At 41.5% G+C, this 15,744-nt stretch carries 15 protein-coding genes; 3 read left to right on the top strand and 12 right to left on the bottom strand.

Annotation, left to right across the window (positions count from 1 at the left end; genetic code table 11):
• Positions 1–93 precede the first annotated feature (93 nt).
• The 10 genes from NPUN_RS26920 to NPUN_RS43645 form a co-directional block, all read right to left on the bottom strand.
• Entirely contained in the window at positions 94–1,707 is a 1,614-nt protein-coding gene (locus tag NPUN_RS26920) for an iron uptake porin (RefSeq protein WP_012411592.1), read from the bottom strand.
• 129 nt (positions 1,708–1,836) lie between these two features.
• Positions 1,837–2,046, bottom strand: a complete 210-nt coding sequence (locus NPUN_RS42825) for a Gfo/Idh/MocA family oxidoreductase (RefSeq protein ID WP_041565652.1) — start codon at positions 2,044–2,046, stop codon at positions 1,837–1,839.
• Positions 2,016–2,399 carry a Gfo/Idh/MocA family protein gene (locus NPUN_RS26930; protein ID WP_041565653.1) on the bottom strand — a complete coding sequence of 128 codons (384 nt, stop codon included), beginning with the start codon at positions 2,397–2,399 and terminating at the stop codon, positions 2,016–2,018. Before NPUN_RS26930 ends, NPUN_RS42825 begins: the two co-directional genes overlap by 31 nt.
• A gap of 300 nt (positions 2,400–2,699) precedes the next feature.
• Complete coding sequence (locus NPUN_RS26935; protein WP_012411593.1) at positions 2,700–4,100, bottom strand: sugar porter family MFS transporter; 1,401 nt, start codon at positions 4,098–4,100, stop codon at positions 2,700–2,702.
• Between the two features lie 100 nt (positions 4,101–4,200).
• Positions 4,201–5,199 carry an ABC transporter permease subunit gene (locus NPUN_RS26940; RefSeq protein WP_012411594.1) on the bottom strand — a complete coding sequence of 333 codons (999 nt, stop codon included), beginning with the start codon at positions 5,197–5,199 and terminating at the stop codon, positions 4,201–4,203.
• Entirely contained in the window at positions 5,196–6,752 is a 1,557-nt protein-coding gene (locus NPUN_RS26945) for a sugar ABC transporter ATP-binding protein (protein ID WP_012411595.1), read from the bottom strand. The genes NPUN_RS26940 and NPUN_RS26945 overlap by 4 nt, the downstream gene beginning before the upstream one ends.
• 276 nt (positions 6,753–7,028) lie before the next feature.
• Positions 7,029–8,051 (bottom strand): ABC transporter substrate-binding protein, encoded by a 1,023-nt coding sequence (locus tag NPUN_RS26950; RefSeq protein WP_012411596.1) that lies wholly within the window; start codon positions 8,049–8,051, stop codon positions 7,029–7,031.
• 38 nt (positions 8,052–8,089) lie between these two features.
• Complete coding sequence (locus tag NPUN_RS26955; protein WP_012411597.1) at positions 8,090–9,085, bottom strand: ABC transporter substrate-binding protein; 996 nt, start codon at positions 9,083–9,085, stop codon at positions 8,090–8,092.
• Positions 9,086–9,641: 556 nt separating this feature from the next.
• Positions 9,642–10,538: an inositol oxygenase family protein gene (locus NPUN_RS26960; RefSeq protein ID WP_012411598.1), complete on the bottom strand. Its 897-nt coding sequence runs from the start codon at positions 10,536–10,538 to the stop codon at positions 9,642–9,644.
• A 391-nt stretch (positions 10,539–10,929) separates the two neighbouring features.
• Positions 10,930–11,184, bottom strand: a complete 255-nt coding sequence (locus NPUN_RS43645) for a double zinc ribbon domain-containing protein (RefSeq protein ID WP_336884913.1) — start codon at positions 11,182–11,184, stop codon at positions 10,930–10,932.
• Positions 11,185–11,191: 7 nt separating this feature from the next.
• Here NPUN_RS43645 and NPUN_RS26965 point away from each other — a divergent pair, with 7 nt between their 5' ends.
• Entirely contained in the window at positions 11,192–11,572 is a 381-nt protein-coding gene (locus tag NPUN_RS26965; protein WP_012411599.1) for a nuclear transport factor 2 family protein, read from the top strand.
• A gap of 282 nt (positions 11,573–11,854) precedes the next feature.
• On the opposite strand, the gene NPUN_RS26970 is transcribed toward NPUN_RS26965, so the two are convergent.
• On the bottom strand, positions 11,855–12,178 hold the full coding sequence (locus NPUN_RS26970) for a DUF1815 family protein (RefSeq protein ID WP_012411600.1): 324 nt from the start codon (positions 12,176–12,178) through the stop codon (positions 11,855–11,857).
• Between the two features lie 137 nt (positions 12,179–12,315).
• A complete protein-coding gene (locus NPUN_RS26975) occupies positions 12,316–12,825 on the bottom strand; it encodes a gluconokinase (RefSeq protein ID WP_012411601.1) in 510 nt (169 codons plus the stop codon).
• Between the two features lie 175 nt (positions 12,826–13,000).
• Here NPUN_RS26975 and NPUN_RS26980 point away from each other — a divergent pair, with 175 nt between their 5' ends.
• Together NPUN_RS26980 and uxaC are read left to right on the top strand one after the other, a co-directional pair.
• Positions 13,001–14,029 (top strand): LacI family DNA-binding transcriptional regulator, encoded by a 1,029-nt coding sequence (locus tag NPUN_RS26980; protein WP_012411602.1) that lies wholly within the window; start codon positions 13,001–13,003, stop codon positions 14,027–14,029.
• Between the two features lie 151 nt (positions 14,030–14,180).
• Positions 14,181–15,599: a glucuronate isomerase gene (uxaC, locus tag NPUN_RS26985; protein ID WP_012411603.1), complete on the top strand. Its 1,419-nt coding sequence runs from the start codon at positions 14,181–14,183 to the stop codon at positions 15,597–15,599.
• Positions 15,600–15,744: the final 145 nt, after the last annotated feature.

A 15,744-nucleotide genomic window follows, 5' to 3' on the forward strand; every position in this document is an offset into this window, starting at 1 on the left:
TCAAAAATCAAATATGAGTCTTGTAGTTTAAATATTTGTATATTTTTGATTGATTGCAAGTTGACTAACAGACTCTGTTAGCCAACTAAACCATTAAAAATCGAAGGTTGTACGAAGCACGCCCACGTACTGCGTATCATTTCTACTATCGTTTTCCGGGTTGAGAATCACCCAAAAACCAGGAGTTACTGAGATATTATCGTTCAGGCGGTAGCGATAGAATGCTTCAATATGGTAAGCTGTGTCTCGGTCTTGACGGATATCACTGTTAGAGACACGCGGCGGTATCCCAAAAAGAATTCCTGGCAGGTTGCCCTTACCGCCCACATCAGGAAACGACATACCAATCGCTCCAAACCAAGCATTGGCATTATCACCATTGTTCACGAACAGAGAATCTGTTCCACCCCTACCATTAGAAATATCGCTGAAACCAGAGTTTTTCGCATTTGCCCTGACATATCCGCCCCAAGAGTGTACCTGGAAATTTGGGGAAAAGCGATAGTATCCCTGTACGCCAACAATGCTATTGGAAGTAGCAATGTTATTTCCAAAGGGAGCATTTGACAGGGCGCTGCCTCTCCCGGCGTTAATATCTACAGTGCCAGCAGGATTATAACCATGAGAGTAGGCAATACCAATAGCTCCTTGTTCGCCGTAATATGCCAGGTGCGCTAGAGCATTGTAGCCGCCATCAAATAAGCCATTTTGTGCTGATGGAACGTTTGGACTATTTGCTAAATAGCCCAAGGTAAGAATCAAGTTTTTACTGATACTCCAATTAGCGGCTGCACCCCCACCACCTCGCTCGAAGAGGGGACTGTTTTTACCAAAGAGTGAGGGAATCCCATTACCATCATCAGCGATCGTGGCAGGAGTGATGTTGTTTGTGATGTCGTTGTAACCAATACCTGTGGGGCCAACAACGAAAGAAAGGGAATCACCAACGGGGAAGTAGTAACGTATGTGGGGAATTATTAGTGTATTGTTGCTGTCATTGTCGAAATTGAGTCGTGTCATGCCTGTGCCAGTGGCTGCGGCAATTTGACTTGCACCATTAGAATTTGTAAAGTTGCCAAACTCCAGCCGTACTCGCAATAAATCTTTACCGGTGAAGCTACTCTCTAAGTTTAGACGACCTCGGTTTGCAAAATAGAGACGGGACTCATCGCGATCGCCACCTACTCTATTACCAAAGGTATCACTAATGGCCGTAATAATTTGAGCATTCAACTTAGTAGTGGTGGAAAATTGCTGCTCCTCCAGCGTTGCTGTATGTGCTTCCAGGGTATCCACCCGGCCACGCAGAGTTGCCAATTCTGCTGCAAACTCTGTCTGCAAATTTTGCAGCACTGCCAAATCTTCTTTTTTGACCAAATCATTAGTACCCACAGCAATTAATTCATTCACCCGGTCTAAGCAGGCGTTTAAACCAGCAGCAAATTCATAACGACTCAAGGCACGATTACCGCGATAGGTTGCATCAGGATAACCTGCAATACAGCCATAACGTTCGACTAGTGATTGCAGTGCTTGGAATGCCCAATCGCTCGGTTTGATGTCGGAAAGTTGGGAAACAGAATTTACTTGTCCCTGTAAATTTCTATCAGCATCTGCTGTACTCGAATCTTCTTCTGGAGGTGCTGCCCAAACTGCTGGAACTGCGAAAAATAGGATAAAAAAGCTATGCAGAAGAATTTTAATCATGGACTTATTTATGTGAAAATGGTTGAATTCTGACTTTGTAAGGAAAAAAATTACAGTCGAACAAAAGCTGCTAGCTTATAAGCTGATCGGCATTAAAGTTAGATATTTTGAGTTGAAATTTTAGATTACTTAAAGCAACGCTATGACTTTTTGCTCATTGCTGCTTTTAATAGCTGCTTCTATAATCCGCATTACATTAATTCCGTCTTCGGCAGTAACAGTAACTGGCTGATTATCAACAATAGATTTATATACCGCGTCGTAATAGCCTAAATAACTGCCCTGTGAGCTTTTTACTTTTTCCCGAATTACTTTTGTGTCTTTTTCTGTATGCAGCAAGCCATATTCACTTTCTGGCTCTGTATACCAATCAAGTGTTGTTCTGCTTCTTTGACTGTTGTGGTAAATGCTTTTTCTACCACTACATGCTTGTCTGCCAATAAAGCCTGTTTAGTATAATCGTAATGTGTATAAGTTGGTGTATTTACCAACACTAGAATTACTCGCTCGTCGGCTAGCAATGCTTCCAAAGAAGGATAGCTTTTTACTTTCGGATAATCTTCCTGTATAAGATTTTTGCTTCTTTCCCAAGAGCCTGCTAATTGAAAACCGGGATGCAAATTAATAAACGGCGCATGAAATACCCTACCAGACAAACCATAAGAACAAAGAGCCGTATTGAGAGTTTCCATCTTTTTACTGATTGACTGAAGCGAAAGCTTGTATTTAGTTGTTGTTAGATGTTCCAGATAAAGTTTGCAGCATCAGGGCAGGCAAGATGCCCACCCCACAAAATTTACAGCAATCTTTTTTGATTTGAGACCAAATCCATTTGTATCGGAATTATTCTTCTCAGCGCCCTCAGCGTCTCTGCGGTTTTTTAATCATTCAGATGCTACTGAATTTGATTTGAAAAGTCGAAAATAATTTTTTTACAAATGATTCAGTTCAGAATTACAAATTAGGCAGCAGGGGCATTAGGTAGATGTAAATTACATGTCTTCCAACTCAATTCCTTTGGTTTCTTTAATAAAAAAGAGAATGAAAAAGAATGAGGTAGCCGCCGCAATTGTATAAAGTCCATAGGCAGAACCTAGACCGAAATATTGGAGTATGGGAGGAAATGTTGTGGAAATAAGGAAATTCGCAACCCATTGGATTGCAGCAGCAACTGAAAGTGCAGCCGCTCGAATCTTGTTATTAAACATTTCTCCCAACAACACCCAAACTATCGGCCCCCAGGAGAAACCGAAGCAAAACACGTAGAGGTTGGCGGCGATGAGAGCCACAGTCCCAGCGCTTCCGGCGAGGGAAGGATTTCCAGCAGCATCTAGGGGAGCATTACCAAAAATATAAGCCATTGTCCCCAAGGTCAGGGTCATGCCAATTGAACCTATTATTAGCAACGGCTTGCGACCAAATTTATCCACAAAGGCGATCGCAATCAGTGTTGTAATAATGTTGACGGCTCCTGTAATCACCGTGATTGATAGGGAATCTTTTTCGGAAAACCCGACTGCCCGCCACAAAACACTACTGTAGTAAAAGATTACATTAATCCCAACAAATTGTTGTAATACAGATAAGCCGATTCCTATCCAAACAATGGGGAGGAGTCCGCCACTTCTGCTTAAGAGGTCAGAAAATTTGGGTTGGCGTTCGCGAAGCACTGTCTGCCGAATTTCTTCGATTTTTGGCAGTACGTCACCTCCCAAAATCTTGGTCAGAACGTTAACAGCTTCTGATTCTCGTCCTTTGGCAACCAAATAACGGGGAGATTCAGGAATTGTTAAAGCTACCATCCCGTAGAATACTGCTGGTGGGACTGCTGTCCAAAACATCCAGCGCCAAGCTGCAACCCCAAACAAAAACGGCGAGTCTGCTGAACCTGCTGACGTAGCGATAAAGTAGTCGCTCAATAAGGCAACGAAAATTCCCACTACGATCGCTAATTGTTGCAGAGATCCTAACCTTCCCCGCAAATGGGTAGGAGAACATTCCGCAATATAAGCTGGGGCGATTACGCTAGCAACGCCGATTCCAATCCCACCCAATACTCGCCAAAAGATAAAATCCCAAATTGTGAAGGCCATCCCAGAGCCAATGGCACTGATAGTAAACAACACCGAAGCGACCACCATTGCCTTGACTCGACCATAACGGTCTGCAATCTGTCCGGCAAAAAAGGCTCCTACCGCAGATCCTAGTAACGCGAGAGACACTGCCAGTCCTGTCACCCAACTACTGGTGTTAAAAGCTTTGGCTAATGATAAAACCGCGCCGTTAATCACAGCGGTATCAAAACCGAATAAAAACCCGCCGAGGGCAGCAGCACCAGCAATCAAAATGACATAAAACGTGTTGGATTTACGACGAACAGTAGTAGAAGACATATTTATAAATAGCTGTGATGAACTGCATATATCAAGGGAGATGAGGTAGTAGGGAGCAGAGGAGAGTAATTACTAACCAATGCCCAAAGACTTTGATTTTTTACCGTCTGGAACGTCTACGCAATCGATCAATCATTACTGCCAAAATAATTACTAGTCCTTTGACGACTAGTTGCCAGAAGTAAGATAGGTTCAACAAGGTTAAACCGTTGTTGAGAATAGCAATGATTAATGCACCTAAAAGAGTGCCGCCAATGGTACCAATACCACCTGTAAAGCTGGTTCCACCAAGAATAACAGCTGCGATCGCATCTAATTCGTAACCTTGACCCAATATGCCACTGGCACTATATAGACGGCTGGCGCTCATGATTCCTCCTAAGCCTGCCAGTAATCCGCTAATACCATAGACAAATAGCAAGACACGATTAACTTTAATCCCAGTTAATCTGGCTGCCCGTTCGTTACCTCCTACGGCATATATCTGCACTCCTAAAACAGTTTGCCGCAGCACAAACCAGCTAGCGATTACGGTCAGTAGGGCAATGATTACTAACCACGGCAGAGGCCCGACGTAACTATTACCCACCCAAGCAAAATTGATATCTCGGTTAATCAGTGTTGTACCCTTCGCAATCAGAAATGCCACACCCCGCAAGGCTGTAAGTGAACCTAACGTCACAATAAAAGGTGGCACATCCAAGAAGGTGATGAGAGCGCCGTTGACTAAGCCTAAAAGCAATCCTGCCAACAATGCAGCAGGTACAGCCGCCCAACTTAAAGCCGGCAATAGCGATACCAGCAGTCCAACTACGGCAGAAACGGCCAATATTGACCCAACTGATAGGTCAATACCTCCGGTGAGAATTACAAAGGTCATTCCTGTCGCCAGCACAATATTGATTGATGCCTGACGCAAGATATTGACGATGTTACCGCCGGTGAGAAAGTTGGGAGAAAGGAATGCAAATAAGATGCAGATAATTACTAGGATTGGCAGAATACCAGCAACTTCCAGCAGAGTGCTGATTGATTTCCGGTTGCGAGCTGCGGAATTGTTGGCTGATTTATTGATAGGCGGTCTGACTGTCTGACTCATAATGCTGATACCTCCGATGCTCCAGTTGCGTAGTGCATAATCTTTTCTTGGGTGATTTCTTTGCCAAGGCTGCCGTCTAGTTCGCCTACCAGTTGTCCTTCTCGCATCACTAAGACGCGATCGCTCATACCGACAATCTCTGATAGTTCGCTGGAAACCATTAAAATAGCAACACCTTGTGCTGCCAATTCACTCATAATTCGGTAAATTTCGCTTTTGGCACCAATATCTACGCCGCGTGTCGGCTCATCTAACATCAGTACTCTAGGTTTAATGGCTAACCAACGCGCTAGCAGTAGCTTCTGTTGATTCCCACCAGAAAGATCCAATGCTCTAATTTCCAAATTGGCCAGGCGGATATTAAAGTTTTCCACCGCTTCTGTTGACAGCCGATTCACTGAAGGCCAGTTAACAATTCCACCTTTAGCATCCTGCTTGAGTGTGTTGATAGCAATATTCTTGCGGGCGCTCATCTCTAGAAATAAACCTTGGTCTTTGCGGTCTTCCGGGACATAGCCAATTCCGGCAGCGATCGCATCACTGGGCGTATTAATTTCTAGTTTTTTGCCATTTAAAAATACTTCGCCACTAGCTTTACGGTCAGCACCAAAAATTAGCCGGGATAATTCTGTGCGTCCTGCACCAACTAACCCCGCTAAACCGAGAATTTCCCCTGCATGAAGTTCAAAGCTAGCAGGCTCAATCTTTTTGCGAGCATCACTCATGTTTCTGACTTCCAGCACCACAGGGCCAGGATTCATTTGCCGTTGATGTTCGTAAAAGTCTTGCATGGAGCGACCAACCATCATCTGCACCAATCGCTGTGGAGAAATTTCGCTGCGTGTAAGACTACCAATATATTGACCATCGCGCAGTACGCTAATCCGGTCAGCTAAAGCATAGATTTCTTCCATACGATGACTGATGTAAATAATCGCAATGCCATCACTCCGTAGTTTGCGAATTACTTCGAATAAATGGTCGCTCTCGCGGTCAGATAATGCTGCTGTTGGCTCATCCATCACCAAAACCCGGCTTTTATCTTTCAGCGCTCTGGCAATTTCGACTTGCTGCTGTTCTGCGATGGATAAAGTCCCAACTATAGTCTGCGCTGTAAAATTGGCTCCCAAGCTATCTAACACTTGCTCTGCTTCAAGTTGCATGGCTTTGCGGTCTAAAAACTGACCCCGACGCAACTCGCTACCCATAAACATATTTTCGGTAACGGTTAAATTAGGTGCAACATTCAGTTCTTGATAAATAAGATTAATACCCGCCTTGCGTGCTGTCGCCGGATCGGTAATTTTCAAGGGTTGACCATTGATGCGAATTTCTCCTTCATCAGCAATGTAAGCTCCAGCCAAGATTTTCATCAATGTGCTTTTGCCTGCCCCGTTTTCACCCATCAGGGCATGAACTTCTCCCGGATAAATCGTGAGATTAACATTTTGGAGCGCAGATACACCATGAAATCGTTTGGTAATCCCTTGCATTTCTAATACAGGGGTGGTGCTTGGTGCATCAGGAAATGAGGTTTCTATACTTGTTGCCATGAACATCTCCTGTAAAAAAAATTTGAAAGTCGCAATTTGTGAGTTAGAAATTAATCAACTCACATCTGATGTGAAATTAAAAGCATCAGAAAATCATGTTTTAAAAAGCGATTACTATCTTGGGAAGTTCTGAATATTGAAAGGCAATATATCAGAACTTTCTACAACTGCACATATATACATCATGGGTATGTGCAAAAACTATGTCAATGTACCTAAAGACTCAACTCAGATCGAACATTATTCTTAATAATTGTAAATTTACAATTATTATTACTATTTCCAGCCTTTTTCTGTGCCGACGTTATCTTTTGTGATCAGCTTTACTGGAATTAAAATGGTGGGATTAGTAGGTTTTTTCCCATTCAAAATGTCGTTTCCAACCTGAACTGCTTTTTCGGCCATCCCTCGCGGATTTTGAGTAGCGGTTGCAGCATATATACTATCTTTAGCTGCGATCGCAGTGATTGCTTCTGGCGCACCATCAACCCCGACAATAAAAAAATCTTTACGTTGTGCTTGGTTAGCTGCTAGTTCTGCACCAACTCCACTCGGATCGTTGATGGCAAAAACTGCATCAATTTTTGGGAAGGTGGTGAGCAAATCAGTCATAACTCTCAGTCCTCCATCCCTGCTACCTTCTGCATTCTGGTTTTTGGAGAGGATTTTGATATCGGGATATTTGGACAGTACACTCTCGCAGCCACTAACTCGTTGAATCACCGAGTCTACTGGTGGGCCATTAACTATTACTACATTGCCTTTACCTTTGAGGCGATCGGCAATATATTTACAACTAACTTCTCCAGCTTGGACATTATTAGTAGTGATGGTGGCATCCACGCCTCCCTCAGCACCAGTATCTACCGCAATGACAATTCTACCCGCTTGTTTCGCTTTTTCAATCGCTGGTTTAATGCCACTTTTATCAGCAGCATTGACGATAATAATGTCAGTATTGGAAGCAGTGAAATTTTCAATTTGATTGGATTGTTGATTCAGATCGTAAGCACTGGAAACTACAGTTACATTGACATTATTACCCCCAATTTTCTTGGCTTCTGCCTCAGTTGCTTGTCCCATGAGAACGAAGAAAGGGTTACTTAAATCGCCAACTGTGAAGGCAACGGATCGTAACTTTGAATTCCCAGTGGCAGTTTTTGTTTCTGCACTAGTATTTGTAACGGGTTTTGTATCGGGGTTAGTAGCACTGTTGTTATCGGGAGAAGCATTTGTACAGCCGACAACTCCACCACTGATGATACCTAGTATGCTAGCTGCGATCGCAATTCTTTTCATCTTTATCTATTTCCTAAAGTTAATTAAATTTTTCTTATTTACCAGCCTTTGTAGCTGCTGAGGTTATCTCTAGTAACCAAGTTGACTGGAATCAGAATGTCAGGTGACTCAGGTTTGTTACCCTGGATGATATCGTTGCCAATCTGAACCGCTTTTTCAGCCATCCCTGCGGGATTTTGAGCCGCAGTTGCAGCAAATACACCATCTTTGTCTTCCATTGCTTTGGTTGCATCTGGCGAACCGTCAACCCCAACAATAAAAAATTCTTTGCGTTTTGCTTGTCTTGCGGCTAAGTCTGCACCTACACCGCTTTGATCGTTCGTGGCAAAAACGGCATCTATTTTGGGAAAGGTTGTAAGTAAATCACTCATTACTCTCAAACCTCCATCCCTTGTCCCTTCAGCGTTTTGGTCTTTAGAGATGAGTTTGATATCAGGATATTTGGCTAATGACTTTTCACAACCACTGACTCGCTGATTGATTGAATCCATCGGCGTACCGTTGAGGATGACTACACTACCTTGACCTTTGATGCGATCGGCAATATATTGACAAGCAACTTCACCAGCTTGGGTATTGTTGGAGCTAATCATTGCATCTACGTCTGCATCAACGGCTGAATCTACGGCAATGACAATCTTACCTGCCAGCCTTGCTTGGTCAATTACTGGCTTAACTCCTTTTTTATCAACAGCGCTGAGGATAATTAAATCAGTATTTGCAGCAGTAAAATTTTCGATTTGGTTGCTTTGTTGGTTCAAATCAAAGCCACTGGAAACCGCATTAACTCTAATATTACCGCCAATTCTCTTAGCTTCTATCTCCGCACCCTTTTGCACTGCATTATAAAAAGGGTTTCCCAAGTCACCCAAGGCGACACCGATTGTTTGTAATTTTCTACTTGGACTATTAACTGTAGTCTCTAAACTAGTGTTGGTAGCAGTATTAGTAACAGAATTGTTATTTTGAGCGCTATTTGTGCAACCAACAACAGTCAAACTTAATATGCCAACTATGAGCGAAAGTGTCTTCATCTTTGTCTGTTTTTAACAACGGATTTAAATTTGATAAAGGTCAAAAAAATATTAAATATGTCTCAGAAGTTAGACTCGATCTAATATTCCTACAGGCTTTGGCATTTTCAACTATTATTTAACATCTTGTAACTGATGTGATGTGAGTTACTGCTATTAAGTCCATTACACTTGATAGATGTTTTATTTTTAAAGCAAAGCTATGACGGCTACACTACGTCGTGAAATTTATTTTTTAGTGAAAATGCTTTTTTAATATGCCTGGAATGAAACTACCTTTTCAGCCAAATTTCTAGAAAAGGATATTATTAAACTTGAGAATTTATGCTTATTTTTTATGAGTTAATCCTTCCTTAGTTAAAAAATGAGCTTTATTGATTGAATTTTACAGAACGAAGCCAGATTTTTAATCTATCTTTAGTTAAAATTCTTGGATTTCTCGTATTTATAAACATTAAGTTTTCTTAAGATAAAATGCACTTAAAAAAACTTAATCTTTTTAGCTCCAAATATCATAATTTAGCTTGGAGATTGAAGGATGATCAAGTTGAAAAATTTAAAATTTTAACGTTGCGGGTAAATATTTAGCTACTAAATCTTCGTAGTATGGTCTTAACTTTTGCCAATCGGGAGGAGTAGGATTTTTTGAATACAAATCATAAGGATTGAATAATTTAACCCATTTAAACATTTCGCGATCGTGATTATCCATCAAATGCTTATATGCGTTTTCGCGGTGTTGAGGATAAAATGAGTGATAGCGAAGCATATACAATGCAGGTTCAGGTAAATAGTTTTTCATCATCTGATAAAAATATTCATCGTGACCCCATGAAATATGTACATTAATCAATCCACAATTTGGTTCGTAAATACCATATTTAGTGTTGTAATTGGGATTATTGTAATCAGGATTTTCTTGGAAAAATTCTGAAAAAACAATTTTATCAGAGAATGCACAACCTACAGGATAAGTATCACCGACGGTAGCCCATTGAGGCTCACCAAATAGACAAAGTACCTTCCCCATATCGTGAAAGAAGCCGGTAAGTACCATCCAATCAGGATGACCATCGGCGCGTATGGCTTCTGATGTTTGCAATAGATGCTGTAACTGATCCATCTCTGTATCGGGATCTGAATCATCTACTAATTGATTCAAAAATTCAACTGCATCCCAAACAGACATTTCTTTTTTATCAAACTTGAGAAAATTCTTTTCTTTCTCAAGGACAAAATTATATGTTTGATTAATATGATTTAACCGATAAAATTCTTTTACCGTTTCTCTGGTAGGCGTTTCATAATTTCTGTACTCTTGAGTAGTTTTACCTTCTTTAACTATGCTATGTGGATCGGGGTAGCGATTAAGTAAGTCTTCTTCCCACTCTTCTAACGAATGTAACGGATTGTATTGAGCTTGTTTGATAAAATTCTGGAGAATTTGAGACATATCTTGTTACTCGTCGATATTGATTTTTTAAATCGGGTTTTCGCAACATTATGCACAGGTGTGCAAAACCTGTTTTTGACTTATTTTTATTTTTGCACACGTGTGCAAAACTGTGTGTTAAGTTTCTTTTCTATTTGTACATTTGTATACAAAACACTTTGTTAAATATTTTTTACAATCGACTCGGAGCAGAATTAGCTAAAAGATTGATAAAGTACACGAAATAGAGAACGCAGATTTCAGATTAAGTACTTATGCTTATAGGAATCTGCTTTGATTTCTGTTCGCGCAGCGTGGCGTAGCCATACTAATTTAGCTTACAAGGCAAAAAGCAAAGCGAAAGAAGGCTATTTTTGTTGTATTGAGTTTTTTCAAAAATCAAATATTAGTCCTATATGTATTGAGCCGAGATACATGTAAAAACCTGCATTCCGAGTCTGGTAATGCCTGCTCTATCTACGTTGTAACGATTTTGACTCACCATTTTATAAGGCTTTCCGCACACTGGATAAAATTTATACTTTGTGTACACTATTAACTCGCCACAGTGAGCGCAATTAGCGCGTAGTTGTGTCCCGCAAAGATAACAATACTTAGCTTGAGCAGTATAATAAATTGTTAGGCCCTGCTGCATCTCTTTTACCATACCTCTTATGTCAGAGCAACCTGCATCAGAAATCGAACTGCTCCGTGCGGCTTACGCGGCCTTCAACGCGCGAGACATTGACGCGGCCCTTGCCCTCATGACTCCGGACGTGGCTTGGCCGAAAGCGTTCAAAGGCGGTTTTGTCCGTGGGACTGAAGAAGTTCGCGCTTACTGGACGGAGCAATGGAGCGAGATCAATCCGCACGTCGAGCCGGTTTCCTTTTACTCGGAGGAGGCCGGACGCATTTTGGTCGATGTGCATCAGGTCGTGCGTGACTTGGTTGGAGGAGTTCTTGCCGATGAACACGTGGGTCATCGATTCACCCTTGAGCAGGGGTTGATTCAAGTCATGGAAGTCTGTCCACTTCCATCGTCCATCCCAAATTGACGGTAAACTAAAACGGTTGAAAGCATTAATAATATCCCGAATCGCTGCCTCAATTTTCGGCGTACTGAATATGGCGACTCAATGCCCTATAGACAATTCATCTGTTGGATCGATTTTTGAATAAATAACGTTATTCACACATTAGACATCTCCGAAAAAGAATGTAGAGACGCAGCAGTGCTACGTCTCTACAAGGTTTCTGTGTAACGCATATTTAATTTCTGGAGATGTCTATTAGTAAAATCTATGTTAAATTTTTTGTCCGCTTGACTTTGAGGAATGTTACGTTGTCAATTCTATGGTGGATGAATGCTTGACAATATTAGCTAACTCTTGAAGTTGTTTTACTGCTTCTGCACCCTCCAACTTCATTAATTCGCGATCGTCCCATAATTCCATCCATGTAATTCCGTAATCAGACACTACAAAACGGATCAGATGCTTTTCTCGCAGGCTAACCATAAATGAAGCACTCTTCATTTGGTCGCCGCACGTATAACATGAGGCAGAATACCCACGCCGCTCAAGAATAATTGTCAAGGCTTGTAAGTTCATTACCAAGTCTTGAACGAATTCTCGATGTTGTTGCGCTAATCTTAGAAACACTAGTTTTCTCCTACCACTACTGTGAGGTGGTTCCTTTTAAAACTTCTTTAGACTTACATCCGACGTATTTAGTTGCCAAAAGTTCGTGTTTTCTTAGAGACGTGATTAATCTTAATCTTATGGTTTTAACCAATCAGCTAAAGTCTCAAAGCCGTTCTAATATTCTGGACAATGATCTGGGGTGGTTGTGCGACATCTATAGATATGGTGTCTAATGGTTCTTCAAGAGTATCAAACTGGCTATTGAGAAGTTTTTCGCTCATGTAATGATTGCTACGCTCTTGCAACCGCATTTGAATTAACTCATAAGACCCTTTGAGGTAAACTAGCTTAATGCGATCGCTCTTGGCGTTGGTGCAGCGATCGCTATCCGATACCAAAAATTGCCGATAGCTGTCTTTTAAAGCCGAACACGCCAGCACTACATTTTTATTTTCTTGCAGCCAATGTTTGATGGCTGTTTGCAAATCTTGCAACCAAGGCATCCTGTCAGCTTCAGTCAACGGGATACCGCGCCGCATTTTATCAACATTCTCTGGTGAGTGGAAACTATCAGCGTCACTAAACTCCCAGCTTAAAGAGTCTGCTAGCAGTTTTCCTATGGTGGTTTTACCAGAACCAGATACACCCATGACGATAATAATCATATTTTTTGAAGAAAAGCTAAGTTATTGAGGTAAAGGACAGGAGGCAGGAAGTAAGACTATTGAATTTTTGTATGCAAAATGTGAGTTGTATTAAAATCTCTTGACAAATAACCATTATTTTCTATAATACATACAACTGCACACGTGTGCATTATTTTAAAATCTAAACTAAAAAATGAATAAACGAAGAATTTCAATTGAAGATATTGCTCGGAGAGCAGGTGTATCTCATTCCACAGTTTCACGTGCTTTGCGGGATAATGCTCTCATTAGCCCGAAAGTACGAGAAGAAATTAAGCAACTGGCGCAGGAGATGAACTATGTGCCAAATGCTATAGCTCAAAGTTTGCAAAATAAACGTACTAATACCATTGGTGTAGTAGTAACTTCCATTGCAGATCCCTTTTTTGCTGAAGTAGTAGACGGTATTGAACAGATAGCCAGACCAGCCGGATTGAGTGTTTTGTTAAGTGCTTCACACCGAGATTTGGAGCAGGAAATAGCAGCTATTGATACCTTTCATCGCCGCAGAGTAGACGGAATCTTAGTAGCCGACTCACGAATTAGCAAACAACATACAAAGCAACTAACGCAAATTGCTGTGCCAACAGTTCTGATTAACAGCCAGACTGAAGATCAATCCGAAATACTTCACTCAGTAGCAATAGACGATCGCTTAGGCGCTAGATTAGCAACAGAGCATTTAATAAGTTTGGGACACACCAGCATTGGTTATTTGGGTGTAAGCGATCGCAGCAGGTCAAACCACCAGCGCCTAGAAGGATATAAAATGGCTCTTGCTGAAGCTGGTTTACCACAAAATCCTGATTGGGTTGCAATTAGTGACGAATATGATACCAGAATCAGCGATGTCGCCACCGGGCAAAATATGCTATCTAAACTATTGATTGCTGAGGTAACAGGCATCTTTTGTTACAACGATATGGTGGCAGTTGGCGCTCTTTTAGCTTGCCAAGAACTAGGTATTTTAGTGCCACGAAATTTAAGCCTGGTTGGATTTGATGGTATTGCTTTAGGTAGTTACGTTACACCGGCACTTACAACAGTCAGCCAGCCGATGTTAGAAATTGGTGGCTATGCCATGCAAATGTTAATCGATTTATTAGCAGACAAAGCTGTGGAAAACCGCGTTTTATCTCCTTTTCTCGTAGAGCGTGGTAGTAGTGCCAGATTAATAAAGTAATTTGAAATCGTGTCTATCTTGAAAACTGTAGTTTTTGTGTAATTAGACTAAACCTACAAGAGAAAATGTTTCAAAATGGACAACTCTTTCCTTGTGTGTAAGACAAATTATTTACACTCAGCAACACTAAAAATTTTAACCAAACAAAAATATGTTAACTAAAAAACCGGTTTTATCTCCCGATCGCTGCTTTTCTCCAGAACCAGTTCAAAGACGACTAGCTCATCAATTCTTTGACAGCATATCTGCATTACCTTTGGTCTGCCCACACGGCCACGTAGATCCAGCCCTATTAGCTAATCCAGCAGCCCGTTTTGGTTCACCAACCGAATTATTTATTATCCCTGACCACTACATTTTGCGGATGCTTTATAGTCGGGGCGTTCCTTTGGAAGCTTTAGGCATACCTACTCGTGATGCACCAACAGAAACTGACCATCGGAAAATCTGGCAATTGTTCGCCGAACATTTTTATTTATTCCAAGGTACTCCATCTGGGTTGTGGCTCAAAGACGAACTAACTAATGTCTTTGGGGTGGATGAAGCATTAAATTCTCGTAATGCTGGACGTATCTATGATTATCTAGAAGGTTTATTAGCCTTACCTAAGTTTTCCCCACGTGCTTTATTCAAACGCTTTAACATTGAAGTGCTTTGTACTACCGATGCAGCCAGTGATAACCTAGAGAATCAGCGATCACTCCACGAAGAAGGTTTCACTCAAATTAGACCGACTTTTCGACCAGATGCAGTAGTTAACCTAGATGCTCCTGGTTGGCGGGAAAATCTCACCAAATTGGAAAGCAGTATCGGTAGAGAAATTAGCAGTTATGCTACTTTTGTGCAAGCTTTAGAAGAACGTCGGGCTTTCTTTAAAAAAATGGGTGCAACAGCTACCGATCAAGGTGCAGCTACGCCTTATACCACAAGTCTTTCTGACCAAGAAGCAGAAGCTATCTTTGCCAGAGCATTAATCGGCAAACTGAATCCAGGAGATGTAGAGCAGTTTACCGGTCATATTTTCATGGAAATGGCTCGGATGAGTGTAGAAGATGGTTTGGTGATGCAAATGCATTGTGGTGTTATGCGTAACCATAACCCAGCTCTGTTTGAGAGATTTGGATCTGATAAAGGTGCTGATATTCCCCTCAATATAGAATGGACTCGAAATCTGCACCCATTATTGTCATCTTATGGGAACAATCAGCGCTTCCGTTTAATTATTTTTGGTATGGATGAAAGCACTTATAGCCGAGAGATGGCTCCGCTAGCTGGTCATTATCCTACTATATTGCTCGGGCCGCCTTGGTGGTTTCACGACAGCGTAAATGGCATGGAACGCTACTTCAATCAGGTAATGGAAACTGCCGGAATTTATAATACTGCTGGGTTCAATGATGATACCCGAGCTTTCGTTTCTATTCCAGCCCGTCATAATGTTTGGCGGCGGGTAGCTTGTAATTGGTTAGCTGGATTAGTAACACGGGGATTAGTTGACGAAGAGGAAGGGTATGATATGGCCCGCGCTTTAGCTTACGACCTTGCTAAAAGTGCTTACAAATTAGACTAATACAAATCAAGCTACTAGAATTAGCCCTTTCAAGGTGAATTGGAAAATCTCTTTTTTTCTCTCAGCGCTCTCTGTGTCTCTGCGGTTTAAAAGAAATTTATTTAACCACAGAGGTGTAGAGGACACAGAGTAAAGAGCTTAAACA

It is taken from the genome of Nostoc punctiforme PCC 73102, assembly GCF_000020025.1.
GTDB classification, from domain to species: domain Bacteria; phylum Cyanobacteriota; class Cyanobacteriia; order Cyanobacteriales; family Nostocaceae; genus Nostoc; species Nostoc punctiforme.